We start from the raw sequence: 26563 nt of genomic DNA, 5'->3' as shown, positions 1-26563 counted from the left end.
TTTGTTATTGCACAGCCTGTGCCACTTTAGCGCCAGCGCCTCCGGCAATCGTGGAGAAATTAAGGAGATAGTGTAATTTATCATGTTGCTTTTGCCGTATCGTAAAGAAACCTCGAACTTTCCTGCCAGCAGGCAGTGAGTCTGCTTTGCAGCCTCAGACAGGCGCATTATCTCTTGCCGGTGTGAAACCTCATTTCATTTAAGTCAAAAAAATTGATCCAAAACGGATTCTCTCCAGAAAAAGTTTATCCTGGGCATTTGGACATTGTTCCGGCGCCGTCTTGTCGGGTAATAAATAGTCATGCGCATTGAGGGGTTATTCACCAAAAAGACAAAAGGAAGCCATGAACCACTTTATTTTGAGCGATAGTCGAAAATGTATCGGCTGCCAGGCCTGCGAAGTGGCCTGCGTAATGGCGCATAACGAGGAGCAACACGTGCTGACCCCGCAGCGCTTTTTACCTCGTATCACCGTCATCAAAGCGGCGGGCCAGCGTAACGCTATCACCTGCCGCCACTGTGAAGACGCCCCCTGCGTCCGCAGTTGCCCCAACGACGCCATTGCCCAGTCCGGCGACAGCGTTCAGGTCAGTCAGGAGAAATGCATTGGCTGTAAATCCTGCATGGTGGCCTGCCCGTTCGGGGTGATGCAGGTGGTGGTGACGCCGCAGGCTGCGGGCCAGGTAAAGGCCAGCGCGCAGAAATGCGATCTGTGCCAGGGCCGCGAGGCGGGACCGGCCTGTGTGGAAAACTGTCCCGCGCAGGCACTGACCCTCGCCGACGATGAGACGTTGACCGCGCTGGCGAAGCAGCGGCGACTGCGCTCGGCATGCCAGGAGGTGCAGCCGTGGCAGCGCGGTACGCCGACCTGCAGCCAGCCCAATGTTGGCGCGAAGGTCAGGCAAATGGCGATGACGCCGCCGCGCGGGGAGCCGGATAAGCTGGCGGCGGAGGCGCGTAAGAGCCACTTTGAGGAGATCTATCAGCCGTTCACCCCGGCGCAGGCGCAGCAGCAGGCCGCCCGCTGCCTCACGTGTGGGGAACACAGTATTTGCGAATGGACCTGCCCGCTGCATAACCATATCCCGCAGTGGGTCGAGCTGGTTAAGGCGGGGGATATCGCCGCCGCGGTCGCGCTTTCCCATCAGACCAACTGCCTGCCGGAGATCACCGGTCGCGTCTGCCCCCAGGACCGGCTGTGTGAAGGTGCCTGCACCCTGCGCGATGAAAGCGGCGCAGTCACCATCGGCAACATTGAGCGCTATATTTCCGACCAGGCGCTGGCCAGCGGCTGGCGTCCGGACCTCTCGCAGGTTAAGCCGAGCGGTAAGCGGGTGGCGATTATCGGCGCCGGGCCGGCCGGGCTGGCCTGCGCCGATGTGCTGGTGCGTCACGGCGTCCAGCCGGTGGTTTTTGACCGTCATCCGGAGATTGGCGGTCTGCTGACCTTCGGCATCCCGGCGTTCAAGCTGGATAAATCGCTGCTGGCCCGGCGGCGGGCCATTTTCAGCGAGATGGGTATCCGCTTTGAGCTCAATTGCGAGGTGGGGAAAGATATCCCCATGGCGACGCTGCTGGCCGATTATGACGCGGTGTTTGTCGGCGCCGGAACCTATCGCTCCATGAAGGCGGGGCTGCCGAACGAAGAGGCCCCCGGCGTCTACGATGCGCTGCCGTTCCTCATTGCCAACACCAAACAGGTGATGGGGCTGGCGGCATCGGCTCAGGAGCCTTATATCAACACCGCCGGGCTGAACGTCGTTGTGCTGGGCGGCGGCGATACAGCGATGGACTGCGTGCGCACCGCGCTGCGCCACGGCGCCCGCCAGGTGACCTGCGCCTATCGGCGGGATGAAGCCAACATGCCGGGCTCGAAAAAAGAGGTCAAAAACGCCCGCGAAGAGGGGGCGGTCTTTGAGTTTAACGTCCAGCCGGTGACCCTGGAGCTGGACGAAAGCGGGCGAGTGAACGGGGTACGCTTTTTGCGCACCGAGCTGGGCGCCCCGGACGCGGGAGGAAGACGCCGCCCGACGCCGATCCCCGGCAGTGAGTTTGTTATGCCGGCGGATGCGGTGATCATGGCCTTTGGCTTCCACCCGCACCGCATGCCCTGGCTGGAAGCGGCGGGCGTGGCGCTGGACAGCCAGGGGCGCATCAAAGCCGGCGTCGAGAGCCGTTACCGTTACCAGACCAGTCAGGAGAAGATCTTTGCCGGCGGCGATGCCGTGCGCGGCGCAGACCTTGTAGTGACGGCGATGGCGGAAGGCCGTCACGCGGCGCAGGGGATTTTGGACTATCTGGCGCTGAAAACGACGCCGCTTCACTGACGACAAACCCGGCCCCGCAGCGTAGTATGAGGGCGTCCTTTTACGCTGTGGGGTCGGTATGTCACTCAATATTCACGTCATTAAAGATAAAATCCTCTCTGAGAACTGGTTCGTACTACGCAACATGACTTATGAGCTAACGCGGGCGGACGGCAGCGTCGTGCGCCATAAGCGCGAAGTCTACGATCGCGGCAATGGCGCCACCGTACTGCTGTATAACCGCCATAAGCAGACGGTGGTCCTGGTGCGGCAGTTCCGGGTCGCCACCTGGGTCAATGGCAATCATGACGGCATGCTGATTGAAACCTGCGCCGGGCTGCTGGACAACGACGAGCCGGAAGCCTGCATTCGTAAAGAGGCGGTGGAAGAGACCGGCTACGAAGTGGGCGAGGTGCGTAAGCTGTTTGAGCTGTTTATGTCGCCAGGGGGCGTCACCGAAGTGGTGCATTTCTTTATCGCCGAGTACAGCGACGCGCAGCGAACCACCAGCGGCGGCGGGGTGGATGATGAAGCCATCGAGGTGCTGGAGCTGCCTTTTAGCCAGGCGCTGCAGATGGTCGCTGACGGTGAGATCCGCGACGGTAAGGCGGTCATCCTGCTGCAGTATCTGCAAACCTCCGGCCTGATGTCGAGGAACTCTGACAAATCCGATTGAGTAAGCGGCTGCCGTTGTCCAGGATAGGCGCCGTGGTCGGGTTTATCTGGGGTCGGGCGGTTCATGCTTTTTCGCATCATTTTTTTCCTCTTTCTGGCGGTGCTGCCTTGCTCGCAGGCATGGTCGGCACCGACGCAGCAGCGCTTCAACGACTGGCAGGTCACCTGTAACAACCAAAATTTCTGCGTCACCCGTAACGTGGGGCTGCATTATGGGCTGGTGATGACCCTCAGCCGCAGCGCCGGAGCAGTGACTGACGCCAGCCTGCGTATCGAACTGGGGGGCACCGGTAATCCGGTGGCGACGCTAGCGCCGATAGCGCCGCGCCTGCTGCTGGATGGCAAACCGGTGTCCCTGACCGACAAGCGCTGGCACATTGAAGATAAGCTCATTAAAACCGCCGACAGCGTGACGATCGATGCATTTCTCCAGCAGGTTCAGGAGGGGAAAGCTCTCTCGCTGGCCAATGGCCTGCAGAGCATCTCCCTGCAGGGGTTGAAAGCGGCTCTGTTTTTTATCGACGATCGGCAAAAGCGGGTAGGCAGTGAAACGGCCTGGGTCGGCAAAGGGGAAGAGCCGCCGCTCAGCGTACCGCCGGCCCCGGCGCTGCGCGCAGTGGCGACCGCGGAAACAGCGCAGTCGCCGCTGGGGCGTGAGGAGCTCAACGATCTGATGGACTACGGTAATGAGCGGATGACCAACAGCAACTGCTCCCTCGATCCCTTCCGCCGTGAAATTCGCGTTACTGCGCTGACGGATGACAAAGTGCTGCTGATGACCAGCTGCGAATCCGGCGCGTACAACACCGTCTGGCTGGCCTGGCTGGTCTCCCGCCAGCGGCCCTATGTCGCCCGTCAGGTGCGGCTGACGCTGCCGTTTCAGCCACCGGGCGAGGCACCGCGGGAGATCGAGCTTATCAACGCCAGCTACGATGATCGCCGCCATGAGCTGGTGACCCTGGATAAAGGCCGCGAGGCCGGCGATTGCGGGATCCAGACCCGCTGGCGTTTTGACGGCCAGCGGTTCAGTCTCTCCCGCTACGCGCAGCAGCCGACGTGTGATAACTGGCAGGGGCCAGACGCCTGGCCCACGCTGTGGATCACCCGTTAAGCACCTGCTCCGCGGTGGCGACGATATGGTCGACCGTAAAGCCAAAGAACGGAAACAGCTGCTCTGCCGGGGCGGATTCGCCATAGCCGGTCATGCCGACGATCTTGCCTTTTAAGCCGACATATTTATACCAGTAGTCCGCTATCCCGGCCTCGACCGCCACCCGGGCGCTGACGTCCGACGGCAGCACCGACTCGCGCCAGGCCTCATCCTGGGCATCAAACACATCGGTGGAAGGGAGCGAGACGACCCGCACATTCACCCCGTTCGCCAACAGTTTTTCTGCGGCCAGCACAGTGATCTCCACTTCCGAGCCGGTGGCGATGAGGATCAGGTCGGGCTTCCCGCCGGCATCTTTCAGCACGTAGCCTCCCCGGGCAATAGCCTGCACCTGTTCCGGGGTGCGCGGCATCTGCGCCAGGTTTTGCCGCGACAGGATCAGCGCCGTTGGTCCGTTCTGGCGCGCAATGGCCGCCTGCCAGGCGACGGCGGTCTCCACCTGGTCGCAGGGGCGCCAGGTGCTGAAGTTGGGCGTCAGTCGCAGACTGGCCAGCTGTTCCACCGCCTGGTGCGTCGGGCCATCTTCCCCGAGACCGATGGAGTCATGGGTATAGACCATGATCTGCCGGGCCTTCATCAGGGCCGCCATGCGCGCGGCGTTGCGGGCGTATTCCACAAACATCAGGAAGGTCGAGGTATACGGAATGAAGCCCCCGTGCAGGGCGATGCCGTTGGCCACCGCGGTCATGCCAAATTCGCGCACGCCGTAGTGGATATAGTTGCCCGCAGGATCGTCTTTAATCGATGTCGAGCCAGACCAGATGGTCAGGTTACTCGGCGCAAGATCCGCCGAACCGCCCAGCAGTTCCGGGAGATGCGGGCCGTAGGCGTTCAGCGCGTTTTGCGAGGCCTTGCGGCTGGCGATTTTCGCCGGCTCGGCCTGCAGTTTCGCCACGTAGTCGCGGGCGGTCGCGGCAAAGTCTTCCGGCAGGGTGCCATCCATGCGGCGAGTCAGCTCAGCGGCCAGCTCCGGAAACTGCTGCTGGTAGGCGGCGAATTTCTCGTTCCAGGCGTGCTCGGCTTTTTCGCCGCGCGGACGCGCATCCCAGCCCTGATAGATCTCTTTCGGGATCTCGAAGGGCGGATATTTCCAGCCCAGCTGCTGGCGGGCCAGGGCCACCTCTTTTTCGCCCAGCGCCGCGCCGTGAGACTCTTCCGACCCCGCTTTGTTGGGCGAACCGAAGCCGATGATGGTCCGACAGATAATCAGCGACGGCTTATCTTTCACCGCCTGCGCTTCCGCAATGGCCTGTTTAATGGCCTGCGGATCGTGACCATCAATGTCACCGATCACATGCCAGTGATAGGCGCGGAAGCGTTCGGCCGTATCATCGGAAAACCAGCCTTCGGTTTTGCCGTCGATGGAGATGCCGTTGTGATCGTAAAAACCGATCAGCTTACCCAGTCCGAGCGTACCGGCCAGCGAACAGGCCTCATGGGAGATCCCCTCCATCAGGCAGCCATCGCCCATGAAAACCCAGGTGTGATGGTCGATAATCTCATGACCGGGGCGGTTAAACTGTGCCGCCAGGGTGCGTTCGGCGATGGCCATGCCGACGGCGTTCGCCAGCCCCTGGCCCAGCGGGCCGGTGGTGGTCTCCACCCCGGGGGTATAGCCATGCTCCGGGTGGCCCGGCGTTTTTGAGTGCAACTGACGGAACTGCTTGAGTTCTGACAGCGGCAGATCGTAGCCGGTCAGGTGCAACAGGCTGTAGAGCAGCATCGACGCGTGGCCGTTGGACAGAATAAAGCGGTCGCGGTCCACCCAGCCAGGGTTCTGCGGATTGTGCTTGAGAAAATCGTTCCACAGCACTTCGGCAATGTCTGCCATCCCCATTGGCGCACCGGGGTGGCCGGAATTGGCTTTCTGCACCGCGTCCATACTCAGGGCGCGGATGGCGTTGGCAAGCTCTCTTCGGGACATAGTTTTCTCCGTGAGACTAAAGTGACAGTTTGGCGGCAAGCAGATCTTCCAGTTTGCGCTGATCGACGGCGAACAGGCGGATCCCCTCCGCCAGCTTTTCGACCGCCATCGGGTCCTGATTATGTTCCCAGCGGAACTCCGCCTCGCTGAGCGGCACCGGGCGCGGCAGGATCTGGCTGGCAGGGATCAGTTTGCGCACCACCGGGGCGTCGCTGGCCTGCAGCTCTTTTAACAAGGGCGGGGCGATGGTCAGCCGGTCGCAGCCGACCAGGGCGAGGATCTGTTCGGTGCGGCGGAAGCTGGCGCCCATCACGATGGTGGTGTATTTATGCTGTTTGAAGTAGTCATAGATATTGCGCACCGATTTCACCCCCGGATCTTCCTCCACCACGTAAGGATCCAGCGGCTTACGCGCCTGATACCAGTCATAAATACGCCCGACGAAAGGGGAGATCAGATAGACCCCGGCTTCGGCGCAGGCCCGGGCCTGGGCGAAGGAAAACAGCAGCGTCAGGTTGCAGTGGATGCCTTCTTTTTCCAGCGTCTCGGCGGCGCGGATCCCCTCCCAGGTGGATGCCAGTTTGATCAGGATCCGCGACTTATCAATGCCCATCTCCTGATACAGCGCCACCAGATGGCGCGCCTTCTCGATGCTCTTCTCCCGGTTGAAGGAGAGCCGGGCGTCCACCTCGGTGGAGACCCGGCCCGGAATGCTTTTGAGGATCTCCGCGCCAAAATTGACCGCCAGCTTATCGCAGGCGTGAGTCACCTGCGCTTCACGGCCGCCTCCTTGCTTTTTCGCCCAGGCGATGGCGTCGTCAATGAGTCCGCTATAGGACGCCAGGCCGGCGGCCTTCAGCAGCAGGGAGGGGTTAGTGGTGGCATCTTCCGGATGATAGTGGCGAATGGATTCGATGTCGCCGCTGTCGGCGACCACGGTGGTGAACTGCTTGATGCTGTCTAGCTGATTCATAGATAAGTCCTCCTGGAACAAGGTGTTACATGAGTGCTTGCCGGTATGCGGTATAAATAGTGATGAGGTACATAACCAAAAAGCATAGCAGACGGGGCTATTATTGGCGGCGAATCCGGGTAACATAACCGCTATAAATTGATAACAACCAGATCATAGCGATGGCCAGAGTTTGGCGGTGTTCAAAGTTTATCGCCCCGCCAGGAGGGATACTGTCTGCCACTGAAAGGTGAACGACAGGATGGTCATCACGCTTTTCCCCTACGAACGATACGTGAAAGAAAGGAATAGAAAATGGATGAGCAGTTAAAACAGAGCGCCCTCGACTTCCACGAATTTCCGGTTCCCGGAAAAATCCAGGTCTCGCCGACCAAACCTCTCGCCACCCAGCGCGATTTGGCGCTGGCCTACTCGCCGGGCGTCGCGGCCCCCTGTCTGGAAATCGAAAAAGATCCGCTGGCCGCCTACAAATACACTGCCCGCGGCAACCTGGTGGCGGTCGTCTCCAACGGCACCGCGGTGCTGGGGCTGGGGAATATCGGCGCGCTGGCCGGCAAGCCGGTGATGGAGGGCAAAGGCGTCCTGTTTAAGAAATTCGCCGGCATCGATGTGTTTGATATCGAAGTCGATGAGCTGGATCCGGACAAATTCATTAACGTCGTCGCCGCCCTCGAGCCGACCTTCGGCGGTATCAATCTGGAAGATATTAAAGCGCCGGAGTGTTTCTACATCGAGCAGCAGCTGCGCGAGCGGATGAATATTCCGGTTTTCCATGACGATCAGCATGGCACGGCGATCATCAGCACCGCGGCGATCCTCAACGGTCTGCGCGTCGTCGAGAAGAATCTGTCCGACGTGCGGATGGTGGTCTCCGGCGCGGGCGCGGCGGCGATCGCCTGCATGAACCTGCTGGTGGCGCTGGGGATGCAAAAACACAACATCGTGGTCTGCGATTCGAAAGGTGTCATCTATAAAGACCGTGAACCGAACATGGCGGAAACCAAAGCCGCCTACGCAGTGGAAGACGACGGCAAACGTACGCTTGATGATGTGATCGACGGCGCCGACATTTTCCTCGGCTGCTCTGGCCCGAAAGTGCTGACTCCGGAGATGGTGAAGAAGATGGCGCGCGCGCCGCTGATCCTTGCCCTGGCCAACCCGGAGCCGGAAATTCTGCCGCCGCTGGCGAAGCAGGTCCGCGATGACGCCATCATCTGTACCGGTCGCTCCGACTACCCTAACCAGGTCAACAATGTGCTCTGCTTCCCGTTCATCTTCCGCGGCGCGCTGGACGTCGGCGCGACGGCGATCAACGAAGAGATGAAGCTGGCGGCGGTGCACGCCATTGCCGAGCTGGCCCATGCCGAGCAGAGCGAAGTGGTGGCCTCCGCCTATGGCGATCAGGATTTAAGCTTTGGCCCGGACTACATCATTCCGAAACCGTTCGACCCGCGGCTGATCGTCAAAATCGCCCCTGCGGTGGCGAAGGCGGCGATGGACTCCGGCGTGGCAACGCGCCCGATCGCTGATTTTGACGCCTATATCGAGAAGCTGAGCGAGTTCGTCTATAAAACCAACCTGTTTATGAAGCCTATCTTCTCTCAGGCGCGCAAAGAGCCGAAGCGCGTGGTGTTGGCGGAAGGGGAGGAGACCCGGGTGCTGCACGCCACTCAGGAGCTGGTGTCGCTGGGGCTGGCCAAACCGATTCTGGTGGGGCGCCCTAGCGTGATTGAAATGCGCATCCAGAAGCTGGGTCTGCAGATCAAGGCCGGCGTTGACTTTGAGATCGTCAATAATGAATCCGACCCGCGGTTTAAAGAGTACTGGAGCGAGTACTACCAGCTGATGAAGCGCCGCGGCATTACCCAGGAGCAGGCGCAGCGGGCGGTGATTAGCAACACCACGGTGATTGGCGCCATCATGGTTCATCGCGGTGAAGCGGATGCGATGATCTGCGGGACTATCGGCGAGTACCACGACCACTACCGCGTGGTGCAGCCGCTGTTTGGCTATCGCGACGGCGTCAGCACCGCCGGGGCGATGAATGCGCTGCTGCTGCCGAGCGGCAACACCTTTATCGCCGACACCTATGTCAATCACGATCCCTCCCCGGAAGAGCTGGCGGAGATCACCCTGATGGCGGCGGAAAGCGTGCGTCGCTTCGGTATTGAGCCGCGGGTGGCATTGCTGTCGCACTCCAACTTTGGTTCCGCCGACTGCCCGTCAGCCAGCAAGATGCGCAAAACCCTTGAACTGGTGAAGGCGAGCGCCCCGGAGCTGATGATCGATGGCGAAATGCATGGCGACGCCGCGCTGGTGGAAAGCATCCGCAACGATCGCATGCCGGACAGCCCGCTGAAGGGATCGGCCAATATTCTGGTGATGCCGAATATGGAAGCCGCCCGGATCAGCTATAACCTGCTGCGTGTCTCCAGTTCGGAAGGGGTGACCGTCGGGCCAGTGCTGATGGGGGTGGCGAAGCCGGTGCATATTCTGACGCCGATCGCCTCCGTACGCCGCATTGTGAATATGGTGGCGCTGGCGGTTGTCGAAGCGCAAACCGAACCGCTGTAATCTCGTTTTTTTCCCATTAACGCGCGGAGAGTTTTCCGCGCACAATATCAGGCAGGCCGGCGAGTAAAAACGCTGAGCCTGCCTTTTTAATTCCGCCGCATTATTATTTTCTCTCCTGAGTGATCCACTTCACCTTTTAACCCCACTTGCCGAAATTTGTTATTTGCCGCGCTGAAATACCGTCACCATGAGGACAGATTTCAGGGGGGCAATCAGTCATGGATAAAGAACGCATTATTCAGGAATTCGTACCAGGCAAACAGGTCACACTGGCGCATCTGATTGCCCACCCGGGAGCGGAGCTGGCGAAAAAGATCGGCGTACCCGAATCCGGCGCGATCGGCATTATGACGCTGACACCGGGGGAAACAGCGATGATCGCCGGCGATCTGGCGATGAAGGCCGCCGATGTGCACATCGGTTTTCTCGACCGGTTTAGCGGCGCGCTGGTGATCTACGGTTCGGTCGGCGCGGTGGAGGAGGCACTCCTGCAGACCATCGGCGGGTTAGGCCGCTTATTAAATTATACCTTGTGCGAATTAACGAAAAGTTAATTGAGAGCGACCATGAAGCGTATTGCCATTGTCGGCGCCATCGGTGCAGGAAAAACCACGTTATTTAATGCCCTGCAGGGAAATTATTCCCTCGCCAGAAAAACGCAGGCGCTGGAATTTAACGATCGTGGCGACATCGATACACCCGGGGAATATTTCAGCCATCCGCGCTGGTATCACGCCTTAATTACAACCCTGCAGGATGTGGACACCCTGATTTATGTCCACGCGGCCAATGATACCGAAAGTCGCCTGCCTCCCGGGTTACTGGATATTGGCAGCCGAAAGCACCTTATCGTGGCGATCAGTAAAACGGATCTGCCGGATGCCAACGTCGCCGCGGTGCGGCAGCTGCTGGACGGGATGGGGTTTCAGGCGCCGGTTTTCGCCCTCAACGGTTGCGATCCGCAAAGCGTCGCGTCGCTGGAAAATTATTTGAGTGAGCTCAGCCAAAAGGAGGAAGGGCCAGGTGAAGAAACTCATTACCGCTAACGATATTCGTGCCGCCCACGCGCGCGGCGAACAGGCGATGTCAGTTGTTCTGCGCGCCAGCATTATCACCCCGGAAGCGCGCGAAGTCGCCGAGCTGCTGGGATTCACTATCACCGAGGATGATGGCGCCGTGCCGGCGGCGACAGCGGCGGACAGCGACAAAACGGAAAGCCAGCGGATCCGCGAAACCATCCTGGCGCAGCTGCCGGAAGGCCAGTTTACCGAAAGCCTGGTGGCGCAGCTGATGGAAAAGGTGATGAAGGAGAAGCAGTCCCTGGAGCAGGAGGCGATGCAGCCAGGATTTGACTCCGTGACCGGCAAAGGCGGCATCAAAGTGATCGACGGCAGCAGCGTGAAGTTTGGCCGCTTCGACGGCGCCCAGCCGCACTGCGTTGGCTTAACGGACCTGGTGACCGACCAGGATGGCAGCAGCATGGCCGCCGGATTTATGCAGTGGGAGAACGCCTTCTTCCCGTGGACGCTGAACTACGACGAAATCGATATGGTGCTGGAGGGCGAGCTGCATGTGCGCCATCAGGGGGAAACGCTGATTGCCAAAGCAGGGGACGTCATGTTTATCCCGAAAGGCGCCAGCATCGAATTCGGTACCCTGTCGACGGTGCGCTTCCTGTACGTCGCCTGGCCGGCAAACTGGCAATCGCTATGAACGATTTCATTACCGAAGCGTGGCTCAGAGCGAATCATACGCTCAGCGAAGGCGGTGAAATCCATCTTCCTGCCGACGCTCGCCTGACGCCCTCGGCGAGGGAGCTGCTGGAAAGTCGGCATCTGCGGGTCAAATTTCTCGACCGCCAGGGGCGCCTGTTTGTCGAGGATGACGAACAGACGCCGCAGCCGGTGCATGTCCTGACCAGCCGCGACCATCCGCCCCAGGCCTGCTGCGAGCTCTGTCACCAGCCGGTGGATAAAAAGCCGGACACCCTGACCCACCTGACGGCCGATACCCTGGTGGCGAAAAACGATCCGCGGCTGGCCTTCCGTGCGGTGCTGGACAGCACCATCGCTCTGACGGTGTGGCTGCAAATTGAACTGGCGGAGTCCTGGCAGCCGTGGCTGATGGATATCCGTTCGCGGCTGGGCAACATCATGCGCGCCGACGCGCTGGAGGAGCCGCTGGCGGCGCAGTCGATAGCCGGATTCAGCGAGGGACAGTTACACCGTCTGTCCCATCAGCCGCTGCGCTTCCTGGGCCACGATCACCTGGTGCCGGAGGCCCGCCATGGGCGCGAGGTCGCGCTGCTTAATCTGCTGCGCGGCAAAGTCCGCGAGGCGGAGGTGACCGCGGCGCAGGTGTTTATCACGCCGCAATTTGCGGTCCGGCGCGCCGATATTATGCAAGCGCTCAACCGTCTCTCCAGCGCGGTCTACGTGATGATGATCCTGGGCGTGACGGATTCGCCGCCAACCCTCAGCCAGCTGCAGCAGCAGCTGGGAGGTGAAGATGATTATTGACCAATGCCGCAAACTGGCGCTGCGCGCCCCCGCCCGAGTGGTGTTCCCGGATGCGCTGGACGTCCGTGTGCTGAAGGCGGCGCATTATCTGCAGCAGCAGGGCCTGGCGCGTCCGATCCTCGTCGCCAGTCCCTTCGCGCTGCGGCAGTTCGCCCTTGGCGAACGTCTGCCGCTGACCGGAGTGCAGATCATTGATCCGCACAGCAACCTGGCGATGCGCGAGGCGTTTGCCGCCGCCTGGCAGGCGCGCGCCGGCGATAAAGCGCCCGCTGACGCCGTCGACAAGCTGGCCGACCCGCTGATGTTCGCCGCGGCGATGGTCAGCGGCGGTGAGGCTGAGGTGTGTATCGCCGGGAATCTCTCGTCAACCGCCAGCGTGCTGCGCGCCGGTCTGCGCCTTATCGGCCTGCAGCCGGGGGGTAAAACGCTCTCTTCGCTGTTTCTGATGCTGCCGCAGTATGCCGGCCAGCCGCTGGGGTTTGCCGACTGCAGCGTGGTGCCGCAGCCGACGGCGGCGCAGCTGGCGGATATCGCGATTGCCAGCGCCGAGACCTGGCAAGCGATCGCTGGCGAAGCGCCGCGGGTGGCAATGCTGTCTTTCTCCACGCACGGCAGCGCCCGGCATCCCTGTGTGGCTAACGTCCAGCAGGCCACGGAAATCGTGCGTCAGCGGGCGCCGCAGCTGATGGTCGATGGCGAACTGCAGTTTGACGCCGCCTTTGTACCGGACGTCGCTGCGCACAAAGCGCCCGGCAGCCCGCTGAGGGGGCGGGCCAATGTGCTGGTCTTCCCATCGCTGGAGGCGGGCAACATCGGCTACAAAATCGCCCAGCGGTTGGGTGGATATCGCGCCATCGGGCCGCTGATCCAGGGCCTCGCCGCCCCGCTTCACGACCTCTCGCGAGGCTGTAGCGTAGAGGAAATTATCGAACTGGCGCTGGTGGCGTCGGTACCGCGCCAGACGGACGCAAGCCGGATCCCCGACTCGTCCACGCTGGTTGAATGAATGGTCCCCTTCAGGACCCCTTATGAGAGGAAAACACAATGGAAGCATTAGGAATGATTGAAACCCGGGGCCTGGTTGCACTGATTGAGGCCTCCGACGCCATGGTCAAAGCGGCCCGCGTCAAGCTGGTAGGCGTGAAACAGATCGGCGGCGGCCTGGTGACCGCCATGGTGCGCGGCGATGTCGCGGCGTGCAAAGCCGCCACGGATGCCGGGGCGGCGGCGGCTCAGCGTATCGGTGAGCTGGTCTCTGTACATGTCATCCCGCGCCCGCATGGCGATCTGGAAGAGGTCTTCCCGATCAGCTTCAAGGGCGATAGCAACATCTAACGGGAGAGGGGGTGCCGGACAGTCCGGGTCGGACAGGACGCCAGCGCGTCGCTATCTGGCAATGACAAGGCATGAATGCCGGATGGCGCTGCGCTTATCCGGCCTGCACATCACACGCGGAGACGGACATGAAGCTGGCTGTTGTTACCGGATATGTGGTCTGCACCGTACGCCATGAAGGGCTGGCCCACGACAAACTGCTGATGGTGGAGATGCTCAATGCCCGCGGCGAACCCGACGGGCAATGCGCGGTCGCCATCGACAACATCGGCGCGGGATGCGGGGAGTGGGTGCTGCTGGTCAGCGGCAGCTCGGCGCGACAGGCGCACGCCCATGGCGCCTCTCCGGTCGATCTGTGCGTGATTGGCATCGTGGATGAGGCTGCGGCCGATGGTCAGGTGCTCTTCCATAAGTAGGGTGAAAAATCATGAATCAACAGGACATTGAACAGGTAGTGAAAGCGGTACTGCTGAAAATGAAAGACAGCAGTCAGCCTGCTGACGCCGTTCATGATAGGGGCGTTTTTGCCTCACTGGATGACGCTGTCGCGGCGGCAACGGCGGCCCAGCAGGGATTAAAGCGGGTGGCGATGCGTCAGCAGGTGATTCAGGCCATTCGTGAGGCGGGTGAAAAGCATGCCCGTGAACTGGCGGAGCTTGCGGTGACGGAGACCGGCATGGGACGCGTTGAAGATAAGTTTGCCAAAAACGTGGCGCAGGCACGGGGTACGCCAGGCGTGGAGTGTCTGACTCCGCAGGTGCTGACCGGCGATAACGGCCTGACGCTGATTGAAAACGCGCCCTGGGGCGTGGTGGCCTCGGTCACGCCCTCGACCAATCCGGCGGCGACGGTGATTAACAACGCCATCAGTCTGATTGCCGCCGGCAACAGCGTGGTCTTTGCCCCCCATCCGGCGGCGAAACAGGTCTCGCAGCGGGCGATCACCTTGCTTAACCAGGCGGTAGTGGCCGCCGGCGGCCCGGCCAACCTGCTGGTGACCGTGGCGAACCCGGATATCGACACCGCCCAGCGGCTGTTTAAGTACCCTGGTATCGGCCTGCTGGTGGTGACCGGCGGCGAAGCAGTGGTCGAGGCGGCGCGCAAACATACCAACAAACGCCTGATTGCCGCCGGGGCCGGCAACCCGCCGGTGGTGGTGGATGAGACCGCCGATCTGCCGCGCGCCGCGCAAGCGATCGTCAAAGGCGCCTCGTTTGATAACAACATCATCTGCGCCGACGAGAAGGTGCTGATCGTGGTCGATAGCGTCGCCGACGAACTGATGCGCCTGATGGAAGGCCAGCAGGCGGTGAAACTCACGGCGGCGCAGGCCGAACAGCTCCAGCCGCTGCTGCTGAAAAATATCGACGAGCGCGGCAAAGGCACGGTCAGCCGCGACTGGGTCGGCCGCGATGCGGGCAAAATCGCCGCGGCGATTGGCCTGCAGGTGCCGGCGCAAACCCGTCTGCTGTTCGTGGAAACCCCCGCCAGCCATCCGTTTGCGGTGACTGAACTGATGATGCCGGTGCTGCCGGTGGTGCGGGTGGCGAATGTCGAGGAGGCCATCGCCCTGGCGGTGCAACTGGAAGGCGGCTGCCACCATACGGCGGCGATGCACTCGCGCAACATCGACAACATGAACCAGATGGCGAATGCCATCGACACCAGCATCTTCGTCAAAAACGGGCCGTGCATCGCCGGGCTTGGGCTGGGCGGCGAGGGCTGGACCACCATGACCATCACCACCCCAACCGGGGAAGGGGTAACCAGCGCGCGGACCTTCGTTCGTCTGCGCCGCTGCGTGCTGGTGGATGCGTTTCGAATCGTATAAGGGATGAACATGGCGCACGACGAACAACGCTGGCTTTCGCCGAGACTGCAAAAAGCCGCTGCTCTGTGTAACCAGGCACCCGCTGCCAGCGAATCGCCGCTGTGGCTGGGTATCGATTTAGGTACCTGCGACGTGGTGTCGATGGTGGTCGACCGTGATGGCCAGCCGGTTGCGGTATGTCTTGACTGGGCCGATGTGGTGCGCGACGGCATCGTCTGGGACTTCTTCGGCGCCGTCACCCTCGTGCGCCGTCATCTCGCGACCCTCGAACAGCAGCTGGGCTGCCGCTTTACGCATGCGGCGACCTCGTTTCCGCCCGGCACCGATCCGCGCATTTCGATCAACGTCCTGGAGTCCGCCGGGCTGGAGATCAGTCATGTGCTGGATGAGCCCACCGCGGTGGCGGATCTGCTGCAGCTCGATAATGCCGGGGTGGTGGACATCGGCGGCGGCACCACCGGGATCGCCATCGTTAAACAGGGCAGGGTGACGTATTCGGCGGATGAAGCCACCGGCGGACACCATATCTCCCTGACTCTGGCCGGGAATCGCGGCATCGGGCTGGAAGAGGCTGAGCAGTACAAGCGCCGCCATGCCGGAGAGATCTGGCCGGTAGTGAAACCGGTGTACGAGAAGATGGCTGAGATTGTCGCCCGACATATTACCGGACAAGGGATTGGTGATTTGTGGCTGGCAGGCGGCGCCTGCATGCAGCCGGGCGTCAGGGCGCTTTTTTGCCAATGTTTCCCGACGCTGAAGGTGCATTTACCCCGGCACAGCCTGTTTATGACCCCGCTGGCAATCGCCAACAGCGGGAGGGAAAAAGCGGAGGGGATCTATGCAAGCTGAACTGCAGACGGCGCTGTTCCACGCCTTCGATACGCTGAATCTTCAGCAAGTGAAAAGCTTCAACGTTCCGCCGGTGACGCTGCACGGCGTCGGCGCGCTGGCGGCCTGCGGCCCGCAAGCGCAGGCCCGGGGCCTGAAGCATCTGTTTGTCATGGTTGACCGTTTTCTCCATCAGGCGGGAATGACCGCCGGGCTGGAGCGTAGCCTGGCGATGAAAGGGGTTGCCATGACCCTCTGGCCCTGTCCCGCCGGCGAACCCTGCGTCACTGATGTCTGCGCTGCGGTCGCCCAGCTGCGGGACGCGCGCTGCGACGGCGTGGTGGCCTTCGGCGGCGGCTCGGCGCTGGATGCGGCGAAAGCGGTGGCGCTGCTGGTCGCCAACCCTGAGCAGACGCTGGGGGAGATGACGGAGCACAGCGAATTACAGCCACGTCTGCCGCTGATCGCGGTGCCGACCACCGCCGGCACCGGGTCAGAAACTACCAACGTGACGGTGATTATTGATGCGGTAAGTGGACGCAAACAGGTGCTGGCGCATGCCTCGCTGATGCCGGATGTGGCGATCCTCGACGCCGCCCTAACTGAGGGCGTTCCCCCGTCTGTCACGGCGATGACCGGGATTGATGCGCTGACCCACGCCGTCGAGGCCTACAGCGCCCGTCACGCCACGCCGTTTACCGACAGTCTGGCGATGGGGGCGATAGCCATGATCGGCGAAGCGCTGCCGAAAGCGGTGGGCTGCGGCCAGGATCTGGCGGCGCGGGAGAACATGCTGCTGGCCTCCTGCATGGCGGGGATGGCGTTTTCCAGCGCCGGGCTGGGGCTATGCCATGCCATGGCGCATCAGCCGGGGGCGGCGCTGCATATTCCGCACGGTCTGGCCAACGCCATGCTGCTGCCAACGGTGATGGGCTTCAACCGTATGGTGTGCCGGGGGCGCTTCAGCCAGATCGGCCGGGCGCTGACCGGCAGGAAAACCGATGACCTTGAGGCAATCGCCGCCGTGCGTGAACTGATTGCGGAAGTCGGTCTGACGATGCGGCTGTCGGATGCCGGCGCGACGCCCGCGCACTACGCCACCTGGGCACAGGCGGCGCAGGACGACATCTGTCTGCGCACCAATCCACGCACCGCCACCCGGGAGCAGATTATCGAGCTGTACGCGGCGGCGCAATAAATGCGGATTTTCCCGGAGGCGTGTGGCTGTGGCTTTCCCGGCTCGCGCTGCGCTTAGCCGGGCTACAGGATCACAGCCGTCTGCTATGCCGTAGCCCGGGTAAGGCGTTCACGCCGCGACCCGGGAAAGTTCCCCGAGTGCGGCTAATGTCCCCGTATTCACAGTATCTACCAATCATAAATGACAGGGAGTAAGGGCTATGGGAATTAACGAAATCATCATGTACATCATGATGTTCTTTATGCTGATTGCCGCCGTGGACAGGATCCTGTCGCAGTTCGGCGGCTCGGCGCGCTTTCTCGGCAAACTGGGGAAAAGCATTGAGGGATCCGGCGGTCAGTTTGAAGAAGGGTTTATGGCGATGGGCGCGCTGGGCCTGGCGATGGTCGGGATGACCGCCCTGGCGCCGGTGCTGGCCCATCTGCTCGGTCCGGTGATTATCCCGCTGTATGAGATGCTCGGCGCCAACCCGTCGATGTTTGCCGGCACGCTGCTGGCGTGCGACATGGGCGGTTTCTTCCTCGCCAAAGAGCTGGCGGGCGGCGACGTGGCGGCCTGGATGTACTCGGGCCTGATCCTCGGCTCCATGATGGGGCCGACCATTGTGTTCTCCATTCCGGTGGCACTCGGCATTATCGAACCTGCCGATCGCCGCTGGCTGGCGCTCGGCGTGCTGGCGGGCATTGTCACTATTCCTATCGGCTGTATCGCCGGCGGTCTGGTGGCGATGTATTCCGGGGTGGAGATCAACGGCCAGCCGGTAGCGTTTACCTTCGCGCTGATCCTGATGAATATGATCCCGGTGATCATCGTCGCCGTGCTGGTGGCGCTGGGGCTGAAGTTCATTCCGGAAAAAATGATCAACGGCTTCCAGATCTTCGCCAAATTCCTCGTGGCGCTGATCACCATCGGCCTGGCGGCGGCGGTGATCAAGTTCCTGCTCGGCTGGGAGCTGATCCCAGGACTCGACCCGATCTTTATGGCGCCTGGTGACCAGCCCGGCGAGGTGATGCGCGCCATCGAAGTCATTGGCTCTATCTCCTGCGTGCTGCTCGGCGCTTACCCGATGGTGCTCCTGCTGACCCGCTGGTTTGAAAAGCCGCTGATGCGTGTCGGTAATCTGCTCAAAATCAACAATATGGCTGCCGGCGGCATGGTCGCTACCCTCGCGAACAATATCCCGATGTTCGGCATGATGAAGCAGATGGATACCCGTGGAAAAGTGATCAACTGCGCCTTCTCAGTGTCAGCGGCGTTCGCCCTCGGCGACCATCTCGGTTTTGCGGCGGCCAACATGAACGCCATGATCTTCCCGATGATCGTCGGCAAGCTGGTCGGCGGCGTTACCGCGATTGGCGTGGCGATGCTGCTGGTGCCAAAAGATGAAAACGTACCGGCGCCTGCCAACACCGAAGCGGAGGCGCACTCGTGAACACGCGCCAGCTGTTGAGCGTTGGTATTGATATCGGCACCACCACCACGCAGGTGATCTTCTCGCGCCTCGAGCTGGTGAACCGCGCGGCGGTCTCCCAGGTGCCGCGCTACGAATTCATCAAACGCGACATTAGCTGGCAAAGCCCGGTCTTTTTTACGCCGGTTGATAAGCAGGGAGAACTGAAAGAGGCCGAGCTTGAGGCGCTGATTCTGGCTCAGTACCGGGCCGCCGGGATTGCCCCGCAAGCGGTGGACTCCGGGGCGATCATCATCACTGGTGAAAGCGCGAAAACCCGCAATGCCCGCCCGGCGGTGATGGCGCTCTCGCAGTCGCTGGGCGATTTTGTCGTCGCCAGCGCCGGGCCGCACCTGGAGTCGGTCATTGCCGGACACGGCGCCGGGGCGCAAACCCTGTCGCAGCAGCGGATGTGCCGGGTGCTTAATATCGATATTGGCGGCGGTACCTCGAACTATGCCCTGTTTGACGCCGGTAACCTCAGCGCCACCGCCTGCCTCAACGTCGGCGGCCGCCTGCTGGAAACCGACGCTCAGGGGCGCGTGGTCCACGCGCACTCGCCAGGACAGCGGATTGTCGATGCGGTATTCGGCCCGGGAACCGATGCTTTATCGTTGACTGCGGGTCAGCTGGCGCAGGTGGCGCGCCGGATGGCGGGGCTGATCGTTGAGGTGATCGACGGCAGGCTCTCACCGCTGGCGCAGGGGCTGATGCAAACCGAAGTACTGCCTGCGGGTGTTCAGCCGGAGGTGATTACCCTTTCCGGCGGAGTGGGGGAGTGCTACCGCCATCAACCCGCCGATCCTTTCTGTTTTTCCGATGTCGGGCCTCTGCTGGCCACGGCCCTGCACGAGCATCCGCGCCTGCGTGAAATGAACGTGCAGTTTCCGACGCAAACCGTGCGCGCCACGGTGATTGGCGCCGGGGCGCATACGCTGTCCCTGTCCGGAAGCACCATCTGGCTGGAGAGGGTTCCATTGCCGCTGCGTAATCTGCCGGTGGCTATCCCGCAGGAGGCCGCCGATCTGCCGAACGCCTGGCGGCAGGCGCTGACGCAGCTCGATCTGGCCCCCGAGGCGGACGCTTACGTGCTGGCGCTTCCCGCTTCACTTCCGGTGCGCTACGCCACCTTACTGACCGTAATTGACGCCCTGCTGGCGTTTGTCGCCCGCTTTCCCAATCCGCGTCCGCTGCTGCTGGTGGCCGAGCAGGATTTTGGCAAAGCGCTGGGCATGCTGCTGCGGCCGCAGCTTCCACACCTTCCGCTGGCGGTCATCGATGAGGTGAGCGTCCGGGCGGGGGACTATATCGACATTGGTACGCCTCTTTTTGGCGGATCGGTTGTGCCGGTGACGGTGAAATCACTCGCATTTCCTTCCTGAGGGAACGACTTATGAAACTAAAGACCACATTGTTCGGCAATGTTTATCAGTTTAAGGATGTTAAAGAGGTGCTGGCGAAAGCCAACGAACTGCGTTCGGGGGATGTGCTGGCGGGCGTGGCAGCGGAGAGTTCGCAGCAGCGCGTGGCCGCCAAGCAGGTGCTTTCCGATATGACGGTGGCCGATATCCGCAATAACCCGGTGATCCCCTATGAGGAGGATTGCGTGACGCGCCTGATCCAGGATGACGTGAACGAAACCGCCTATCAGCGGATCAAACACTGGACCATCAGCGACCTGCGCGAATACGTGCTCAACGACGAGGTCACCAGCGACGATATCGCCTTTGTCCGCAAAGGGCTGACCTCCGAGGTGGTGGCGGCGGTGGCCAAGATCTGCTCCAACGCCGATCTGATCTATGGCGGCAAAAAAATGCCGGTGATCAAAAAAGCCAATACCACCATCGGTCTGCCGGGGACCTTTAGCTGCCGCCTGCAGCCGAACGATACCCGCGACGACGTGCAGAGTATTGCCGCGCAAATCTACGAAGGGCTCTCCTTCGGTGCGGGCGACGCGGTGATTGGCGTCAACCCGGTCACTGACGACGTGGAGAACCTGAGTCGCGTGCTGGATACGGTGTACGGGGTGATCGACAAGTTTTCCATCCCGACCCAGGGCTGCGTGCTGGCGCACGTCACCACCCAGATCGAAGCTATCCGCCGCGGCGCGCCGGGGGGGCTTATCTTCCAGAGCATCTGCGGCAGCGAAAAAGGGCTAAAAGAGTTCGGCGTCGAACTGGCGATGCTCGATGAAGCGCGGGCGGTGGGAGCGGAGTTTAACCGCATCGCCGGGGAGAACTGTCTTTACTTTGAAACCGGGCAGGGCTCGGCGCTCTCCGCGGGCGCTAACTTCGGCGCCGACCAGGTGACGATGGAAGCGCGTAACTATGGCCTGGCGCGGCACTACGATCCGTTCCTCGTCAACACCGTGGTGGGCTTTATCGGGCCGGAGTACCTCTATAACGACCGACAAATTATTCGCGCCGGGCTGGAAGACCACTTTATGGGCAAGCTGAGCGGCATCTCGATGGGCTGCGACTGCTGCTACACCAACCATGCCGATGCCGATCAGAACCTCAACGAAAACCTGATGATCCTGCTGGCGACCGCTGGCTGCAACTACATCATGGGCATGCCGCTCGGCGACGACATCATGCTCAACTACCAGACTACCGCCTTCCACGATACCGCGACCGTGCGCCAGCTGCTGGGTCTGCGTCCGTCACCGGAGTTCGAAGGCTGGCTGGAACGGATGGGCATTATGGCAAATGGTCGTCTGACCAAACGGGCGGGCGATCCGTCACTGTTCTTCTGATGACGCGGGGATGACACATCATGGATCAAAAACAGATTGAAGACATTGTACGCAGCGTAATGGCGTCAATGGGACAGCCACAGACACAGCCAGAGGCCCCCGTAGCGACTACGCCGGCCTGCCACGCTGCCGCGTGCGCCACCGACGCAACAGTGGAAAGCTGCGCGCTGGATCTGGGCTCTGCGGAAGCGAAAGCCTGGATTGGCGTACAACATCCGCACCGCGCCGAAGTGCTGACCGAACTGAAACGCAGCACCGCAGCGCGCGTTTGCACCGGTCGCGCCGGTCCGCGTCCGCGCACCCTCGCGTTGCTGCGCTTCCTGGCGGATCACTCGCGCTCGAAAGATACGGTGCTCAAAGAGGTGCCGGAGGCGTGGGTGAAAGCGCAGGGGCTGCTGGAAGTGCGTTCGGAAATCAGCGACAAAAATCGCTACCTCACGCGCCCCGATCTGGGACGCCGTCTCAGTCCGGAGGCCATCGATGCGCTGAAGGCGCAGTGCGTGATGGATCCGGATGTGCAGGTGGTGGTGTCCGATGGCCTGTCGACGGATGCCATCACCGCCAACTACGAAGAGATCCTGCCGCCGCTGCTTGCCGGCCTGAAACAGGCGGGTCTGAAGGTCGGGACGCCGTTCTTCGTGCGCTATGGCCGCGTCAAGATTGAAGATCAGATCGGCGAGATCCTCGGCGCGAAGGTGGTGATCCTGCTGGTTGGCGAGCGCCCGGGACTTGGCCAGTCAGAGAGCCTCTCCTGCTACGCGGTGTACTCCCCGCGGGTGGCGACCACCGTCGAGGCCGACCGGACCTGTATCTCCAATATTCACCAGGGCGGCACCCCGCCGGTAGAAGCCGCCGCGGTGATCGTGGATTTAGCCAAACGCATGCTGGAGCAGAAAGCCTCCGGTATCAACATGAGCCGTTAAGGAGGCATCATGCCCGCATTAGATTTGATTCGACCCTCGGTCACTGCCATGCGCGTCATTGCCTCGGTGAATGACGGTTTTGCCCGGGAGCTTAAATTACCGCCACATATACGTAGCCTCGGACTCATCACGGCAGATTCTGATGACGTGACGTATATTGCCGCCGATGAAGCGACAAAGCAGGCGATGGTGGAGGTGGTCTATGGCCGCTCCCTGTATGCCGGAGCAGCTCACGGCCCGTCGCCCACCGCCGGTGAAGTGCTGATTATGCTCGGCGGCCCGAACCCGGCGGAAGTTCGCGCCGGGCTGGATGCCATGATGGCGCATATTGAAAGCGGGGCGGCGTTCCAGTGGGCTAACGACGCGCAAGATACCGCGTTTCTGGCGCACGTGGTGTCGCGTACCGGCTCTTATCTTTCATCCACCGCTGGCATCGCGTTGGGCGATCCGATCGCTTATCTGGTGGCGCCGCCGCTGGAGGCGACGTACGGCATCGATGCGGCGATGAAGTCTGCCGACGTTCAGCTGGTGACCTACGTCCCGCCGCCGTCGGAAACCAACTATTCGGCCGCCTTTTTGACGGGAAGTCAGGCCGCCTGTAAAGCCGCCTGCAACGCCTTTACCGATGCCGTTCTCGATATTGCCCGTCATCCTGTTCAGCGTGCGTAACGGAGGGAGCGATGATCAATGCGCTGGGATTGCTGGAAGTGGAGGGCATGGTCGCCGCTGTAGACGCCGCGGATGCCATGCTCAAGGCGGCCAATGTGCGCCTGCTCAGTCATGAAGTGCTCGACCCCGGCAGATTGACGCTGGTGGTGGAGGGGGATCTGGCGGCCTGTCGTGCCGCGCTGGATGCCGGAAGCGTAGCGGCGGAGCGAACCGGATGTGTGATCAGCCGTCGGGAAATCGGCCGTCCGGAAGAGGATACCCAGTGGCTGATCGGCGGCTTTCAGCCACCGCCGCCAGCGCCCCTGCCGCCTGCTGACCCGGCATCATCGGAAGCGTTACTGACGCTGCTGGCATCAGTTCGTCAGGGCATGACGGCCGGCGAGGTCGCCGCGCATTTTGCCTGGCCGCTGGATAAGGCCCGCCAGGCGCTGGATCAGCTCTTTTCCGCAGGGACGCTACGCAAACGCAGTAGCCGCTATCGTCTCAAAAATCCATAACCTGTCGGAGGTGCCGGGAGCGGCTTGCCCCCGGCTTTAACGATCATGAAAAAGCGTCGTTCTGCAAATTTGCACCATCTCTGTTGCGAGGCGTTACCTGAAAATACCCGGCTGACGCCCCAGGTTGAAATTGACAATATTCATCAACGACACACTACGGATGTGTATGAGCACGCCCTGACCATTACCGCCTGGCAACAGATCTACGATCAGCTGCATCCGGGGCAGTTTCGCGGCGAGTTTACCGAAATTCTGCTCGATGAGATCCAGGTCTTTCGCGAATATACCGGGCTGGCGCTGCGCCAGTCCTGCGTGGTCTGGCCGAACTCCTTTTGGTTTGGTATTCCGGCGGCGCGGGGAGAGCAGGGGTTTATCGGTTCGCAGTGCCTGGGCCGGGCAGAAATCGCCACCCGTCCCGGCGGTACGGAGTTCGAGCTCAGCACACCGGATGATTACACCATCCTCGGTGTGGTGATTTCAGAGGAGGTGATTTCTCGCCATGCCAGTTTCCTGCACCACCCGGAGCGAGTGCTGCATATGCTACGCAACCAGTCAGCGCTGGCAGTTCGGGAGCCGCATAAGGCCGCGCTGTGGGGGTTTGTGCAGCAGGCGCTGGCCACCTTCAGCGAGCATCCGGATACCCTTCATCAGCCTGCGGTGCGCAAGGTGCTGCGGGATAATCTGTTGCTGGCGATGGGGACGATGCTGGAAGAGGCGCAGCCGATGGTGAGCGCGGAGAGTATCAGCCACCAGAGCTACCGCCGCCTGCTGGCGCAGGCCCGCGAATATGTGCTGGAAAACAGCGCGGAGCCGCTAACCGTTCTCGACCTGTGCCAGCAGCTGTACGTCAGCCGTCGCACCCTGCAAAACGCCTTCCATGCGATTCTGGGGATTGGCCCCAACGCCTGGCTCAAACGGATCCGTCTGAACGCCGTACGCCGGGAGCTGATAAGTCCCTGGTCAGAGCGGGAGACGGTCAAGGAGGCGGCCATGCAGTGGGGATTCTGGCATCTGGGGCAGTTCGCCACCGACTATCAGCAGCTGTTTGCTGAGAAACCGTCGATGACGCTGCACCATCGCCTGCGCCAGTGGGTGTGAGCGAAGCGACGCCGCTGCCGGGTGGCCAGCCGCCATCCGGCCGTTACAGCCAGTCGCGCACCTGAATAAACTCGCTCAGCGCCGCCTCGGGACTGCCGGGCTCGGGTTGATAATCATATTCCCAGCGCACCAGCGGCGGCATCGACATCAGAATCGACTCCGTACGCCCGCCGGTCTGCAGGCCGAACAGGGTGCCGCGGTCCCAGACCAGATTGAACTCGACGTAGCGGCCGCGGCGATAGAGCTGAAAGTGGCGCTCGCGCTCGCCGTACGGCATGGCTTTTCGGCGTTCGACGATGGGTAAATAGGCGTCAGCATAGCCGTTCCCGACCGCTTGCATAAAGGCGAAGCAGTGGTCAAAATCCGGGGTATTCAGGTCGTCAAAGAACAGACCGCCGATACCGCGCTGCTCCTGGCGGTGCTTGAGATAGAAGTAATCATCGCACCATTTTTTATAGCGCGGATAGACTTTTTCGCCGAACGGCAGACACAGATCGCGGGCGGTACGATGCCAGTGGACGGCATCCTCTTCAAAGCCATAGTAAGGGGTTAAATCGAAGCCGCCGCCGAACCACCACACCGGGTCGGCGCCAGGCTTTTCGGCAATAAAGAACCGCACGTTGGCATGGCTGGTGGGCACATAGGGGTTAAGCGGATGAACCACCAGCGAGACGCCCATGGCTTCAAAGCTGCGTCCGGCCAGCTCCGGGCGATGGGCCGTTGCCGAGGCGGGCATCGCATCGCCATGGACGTGAGAAAAGTTAACCCCGGCCTGTTCGAACACGTTGCCGTCGCGCAACACCCGGCTGCGCCCGCCGCCACCGCCTTCCCGCTGCCAGGCGTCTTCAATAAACGGTGCGCCATCGACAGCGCTCAGCTGCTGGCAAAGGTTGTCCTGGAGCTGGAGCAGAAAAGTTTTAACCTGCGCGGCATCGGGTTTCATTAACGTCTCTTCGAATGGGCTTTCTGGTTATCGAACCAGTGGAAATAGCTGATAATGCCGTTGGCAATCGCGGTGGCGATTTTCTGCCGGAAAGCGGTGGTGCCGAGCAGTTTCTCCTCGTTCGGGTTGGTGATAAACGAGGTTTCCACCAGCACGGACGGAATGGACGGCGACTTCAGCACCACGAACGCCGCCTGCTCGGTATTGCGGCTGTGCAGCTTATGCACCGGTTTGATCTTTTTCAGGATATGCGAGCCCAGCGTCAGGCTGTTTTTAATGGTGTCGGTCTGCACCAGATCGAACAGCACCTGCTGCAGCAGATGATCTTTATCGGTCGCTTTCTTACCGGCAACTTCATCGGCGCGGTTTTCGCGGTCGGAGAGGTATTTTGCCATGGCGCTACTGGCGCCGCGGTTTGACAGCGCAAACACCGAGGCGCCGGCGGCGCTCGGGTTGGTGAAGCCGTCGGCATGGATCGACATAAACAGATCGGCGCCGTGCTGATGGGCAATCTCCACGCGGTCGTACAGCGGGATAAAGGTATCGCCGGTACGGGTCAGGCGGGCGTCGATGCCGTTGCTGCGCAAAATGCTGCGCACGTTCTTAGCGATCGCCAGCACCACATGCTTCTCTTTCGAACCGTTATGGCCGATAGCCCCGGTGTCGATACCGCCGTGGCCCGGGTCGAGCATCACAACGCGGCGGGCGCCGGCCTTTTTAGCGGCGGGTTTGCTGTGTCCATTTGATGTTTTCAGTGGCTGCTCTTTTGCGCTGACCTGTGCGGCGACGCCACTCAGCGTCATCGCAGCCAGCCCGGCTTTCAGCACCTGACGGCGCGAAGCAAGTATTTTTAAGGGTTTAAAAGTGCTCATTCGGCCTGAATTGTAAACAAGT

25 protein-coding genes are annotated in these 26563 nt (G+C 61.5%); 21 read left to right on the top strand and 4 right to left on the bottom strand.

Going from position 1 to position 26563, the window contains the following annotated elements:
* Positions 1–344: 344 nt before the first annotated feature.
* The 3 genes from aegA to A1WC_RS07050 all read left to right on the top strand — a co-directional run bounded on the left by aegA (position 345) and on the right by A1WC_RS07050 (position 4092).
* Complete coding sequence (aegA, locus tag A1WC_RS07040; protein ID WP_016161623.1) at positions 345–2327, top strand: formate-dependent uric acid utilization protein AegA; 1983 nt, start codon at positions 345–347, stop codon at positions 2325–2327.
* Between the two features lie 58 nt (positions 2328–2385).
* A complete protein-coding gene (gene nudK / locus A1WC_RS07045; protein WP_016161622.1) occupies positions 2386–2982 on the top strand; it encodes a GDP-mannose pyrophosphatase NudK in 597 nt (198 codons plus the stop codon).
* 63 nt (positions 2983–3045) lie between these two features.
* Positions 3046–4092: a DUF1176 domain-containing protein gene (locus A1WC_RS07050; protein ID WP_008803841.1), complete on the top strand. Its 1047-nt coding sequence runs from the start codon at positions 3046–3048 to the stop codon at positions 4090–4092.
* Here the strand turns inward: A1WC_RS07050 and tkt are convergent.
* Positions 4082–6076 carry a transketolase gene (gene tkt, locus A1WC_RS07055; protein WP_008803842.1) on the bottom strand — a complete coding sequence of 665 codons (1995 nt, stop codon included), beginning with the start codon at positions 6074–6076 and terminating at the stop codon, positions 4082–4084. The genes A1WC_RS07050 and tkt overlap by 11 nt on opposite strands.
* A gap of 16 nt (positions 6077–6092) precedes the next feature.
* A complete protein-coding gene (gene tal / locus A1WC_RS07060) occupies positions 6093–7049 on the bottom strand; it encodes a transaldolase (protein WP_008803843.1) in 957 nt (318 codons plus the stop codon).
* Positions 7050–7343: 294 nt separating this feature from the next.
* On the opposite strand from tal, the gene maeB reads away from it, so the two are divergent.
* The 18 genes from maeB to eutR all read left to right on the top strand — a co-directional run bounded on the left by maeB (position 7344) and on the right by eutR (position 24726).
* Positions 7344–9623 (top strand): NADP-dependent oxaloacetate-decarboxylating malate dehydrogenase, encoded by a 2280-nt coding sequence (gene maeB / locus A1WC_RS07065; RefSeq protein WP_008803844.1) that lies wholly within the window; start codon positions 7344–7346, stop codon positions 9621–9623.
* 218 nt (positions 9624–9841) lie between these two features.
* Entirely contained in the window at positions 9842–10177 is a 336-nt protein-coding gene (eutS, locus tag A1WC_RS07070) for an ethanolamine utilization microcompartment protein EutS (protein ID WP_002913729.1), read from the top strand.
* 12 nt (positions 10178–10189) lie between these two features.
* Positions 10190–10669 (top strand): ethanolamine utilization acetate kinase EutP, encoded by a 480-nt coding sequence (gene eutP / locus A1WC_RS07075; protein WP_012967462.1) that lies wholly within the window; start codon positions 10190–10192, stop codon positions 10667–10669.
* Positions 10647–11336: an ethanolamine utilization acetate kinase EutQ gene (eutQ, locus tag A1WC_RS07080; protein ID WP_012967463.1), complete on the top strand. Its 690-nt coding sequence runs from the start codon at positions 10647–10649 to the stop codon at positions 11334–11336. The genes eutP and eutQ overlap by 23 nt, the downstream gene beginning before the upstream one ends.
* Entirely contained in the window at positions 11333–12142 is an 810-nt protein-coding gene (gene eutT / locus A1WC_RS07085; RefSeq protein WP_016161621.1) for an ethanolamine utilization cob(I)yrinic acid a,c-diamide adenosyltransferase EutT, read from the top strand. The genes eutQ and eutT overlap by 4 nt, the downstream gene beginning before the upstream one ends.
* On the top strand, positions 12132–13148 hold the full coding sequence (pta, locus tag A1WC_RS07090; protein WP_012967465.1) for a phosphate acetyltransferase: 1017 nt from the start codon (positions 12132–12134) through the stop codon (positions 13146–13148). The genes eutT and pta overlap by 11 nt, the downstream gene beginning before the upstream one ends.
* A gap of 38 nt (positions 13149–13186) precedes the next feature.
* Entirely contained in the window at positions 13187–13477 is a 291-nt protein-coding gene (gene eutM / locus A1WC_RS07095; RefSeq protein ID WP_000387720.1) for an ethanolamine utilization microcompartment protein EutM, read from the top strand.
* Positions 13478–13605: 128 nt separating this feature from the next.
* Positions 13606–13893: an ethanolamine utilization microcompartment protein EutN gene (gene eutN / locus A1WC_RS07100; RefSeq protein ID WP_012967466.1), complete on the top strand. Its 288-nt coding sequence runs from the start codon at positions 13606–13608 to the stop codon at positions 13891–13893.
* An 11-nt stretch (positions 13894–13904) separates the two neighbouring features.
* Positions 13905–15308: an aldehyde dehydrogenase family protein gene (locus A1WC_RS07105; RefSeq protein ID WP_016161620.1), complete on the top strand. Its 1404-nt coding sequence runs from the start codon at positions 13905–13907 to the stop codon at positions 15306–15308.
* Positions 15309–15317: 9 nt separating this feature from the next.
* The gene (gene eutJ, locus A1WC_RS07110) at positions 15318–16157 is read left to right on the top strand and encodes an ethanolamine utilization protein EutJ (protein ID WP_012967467.1); all 840 of its coding nucleotides are present in this window, start codon (positions 15318–15320) and stop codon (positions 16155–16157) included.
* Positions 16147–17334 (top strand): ethanolamine utilization ethanol dehydrogenase EutG, encoded by a 1188-nt coding sequence (gene eutG, locus A1WC_RS07115; protein ID WP_016161619.1) that lies wholly within the window; start codon positions 16147–16149, stop codon positions 17332–17334. Before eutJ ends, eutG begins: the two co-directional genes overlap by 11 nt.
* 199 nt (positions 17335–17533) lie before the next feature.
* A complete protein-coding gene (gene eutH, locus A1WC_RS07120) occupies positions 17534–18766 on the top strand; it encodes an ethanolamine utilization protein EutH (RefSeq protein WP_008803853.1) in 1233 nt (410 codons plus the stop codon).
* On the top strand, positions 18763–20166 hold the full coding sequence (gene eutA / locus A1WC_RS07125) for an ethanolamine ammonia-lyase reactivating factor EutA (protein WP_016161618.1): 1404 nt from the start codon (positions 18763–18765) through the stop codon (positions 20164–20166). The genes eutH and eutA overlap by 4 nt, the downstream gene beginning before the upstream one ends.
* Before the next feature lie 11 nt (positions 20167–20177).
* Complete coding sequence (eutB, locus tag A1WC_RS07130) at positions 20178–21539, top strand: ethanolamine ammonia-lyase subunit alpha (protein ID WP_012967470.1); 1362 nt, start codon at positions 20178–20180, stop codon at positions 21537–21539.
* A 20-nt stretch (positions 21540–21559) separates the two neighbouring features.
* Positions 21560–22462, top strand: a complete 903-nt coding sequence (gene eutC / locus A1WC_RS07135) for an ethanolamine ammonia-lyase subunit EutC (protein WP_012967471.1) — start codon at positions 21560–21562, stop codon at positions 22460–22462.
* A gap of 9 nt (positions 22463–22471) precedes the next feature.
* The gene (eutL, locus tag A1WC_RS07140; RefSeq protein ID WP_008803857.1) at positions 22472–23131 is read left to right on the top strand and encodes an ethanolamine utilization microcompartment protein EutL; all 660 of its coding nucleotides are present in this window, start codon (positions 22472–22474) and stop codon (positions 23129–23131) included.
* An 11-nt stretch (positions 23132–23142) separates the two neighbouring features.
* Positions 23143–23628: an ethanolamine utilization microcompartment protein EutK gene (gene eutK / locus A1WC_RS07145; protein WP_008803858.1), complete on the top strand. Its 486-nt coding sequence runs from the start codon at positions 23143–23145 to the stop codon at positions 23626–23628.
* A 45-nt stretch (positions 23629–23673) separates the two neighbouring features.
* Positions 23674–24726 carry an HTH-type transcriptional regulator EutR gene (gene eutR, locus A1WC_RS07150; protein ID WP_016161617.1) on the top strand — a complete coding sequence of 351 codons (1053 nt, stop codon included), beginning with the start codon at positions 23674–23676 and terminating at the stop codon, positions 24724–24726.
* A 43-nt stretch (positions 24727–24769) separates the two neighbouring features.
* Here the strand turns inward: eutR and hemF are convergent, their stop codons facing one another.
* Together hemF and amiA are read right to left on the bottom strand one after the other, a co-directional pair.
* On the bottom strand, positions 24770–25669 hold the full coding sequence (gene hemF, locus A1WC_RS07155; protein ID WP_016161616.1) for an oxygen-dependent coproporphyrinogen oxidase: 900 nt from the start codon (positions 25667–25669) through the stop codon (positions 24770–24772).
* Positions 25669–26541, bottom strand: coding sequence for an N-acetylmuramoyl-L-alanine amidase AmiA (amiA, locus tag A1WC_RS07160; RefSeq protein WP_008803861.1), 873 nt, complete (start codon positions 26539–26541; stop codon positions 25669–25671). The genes hemF and amiA overlap by 1 nt, the downstream gene beginning before the upstream one ends.
* Between the last annotated feature and the right edge of the window lie 22 nt (positions 26542–26563).

Origin of the sequence: Klebsiella sp. KTE92, from assembly GCF_000398905.1 — a bacterium.
Lineage (GTDB): Bacteria > Pseudomonadota > Gammaproteobacteria > Enterobacterales > Enterobacteriaceae > Klebsiella > Klebsiella variicola.
The sequence above is the reverse complement of the archived record's forward strand: the minus strand, read 5'-3'. Positions and strand labels throughout refer to the sequence as shown.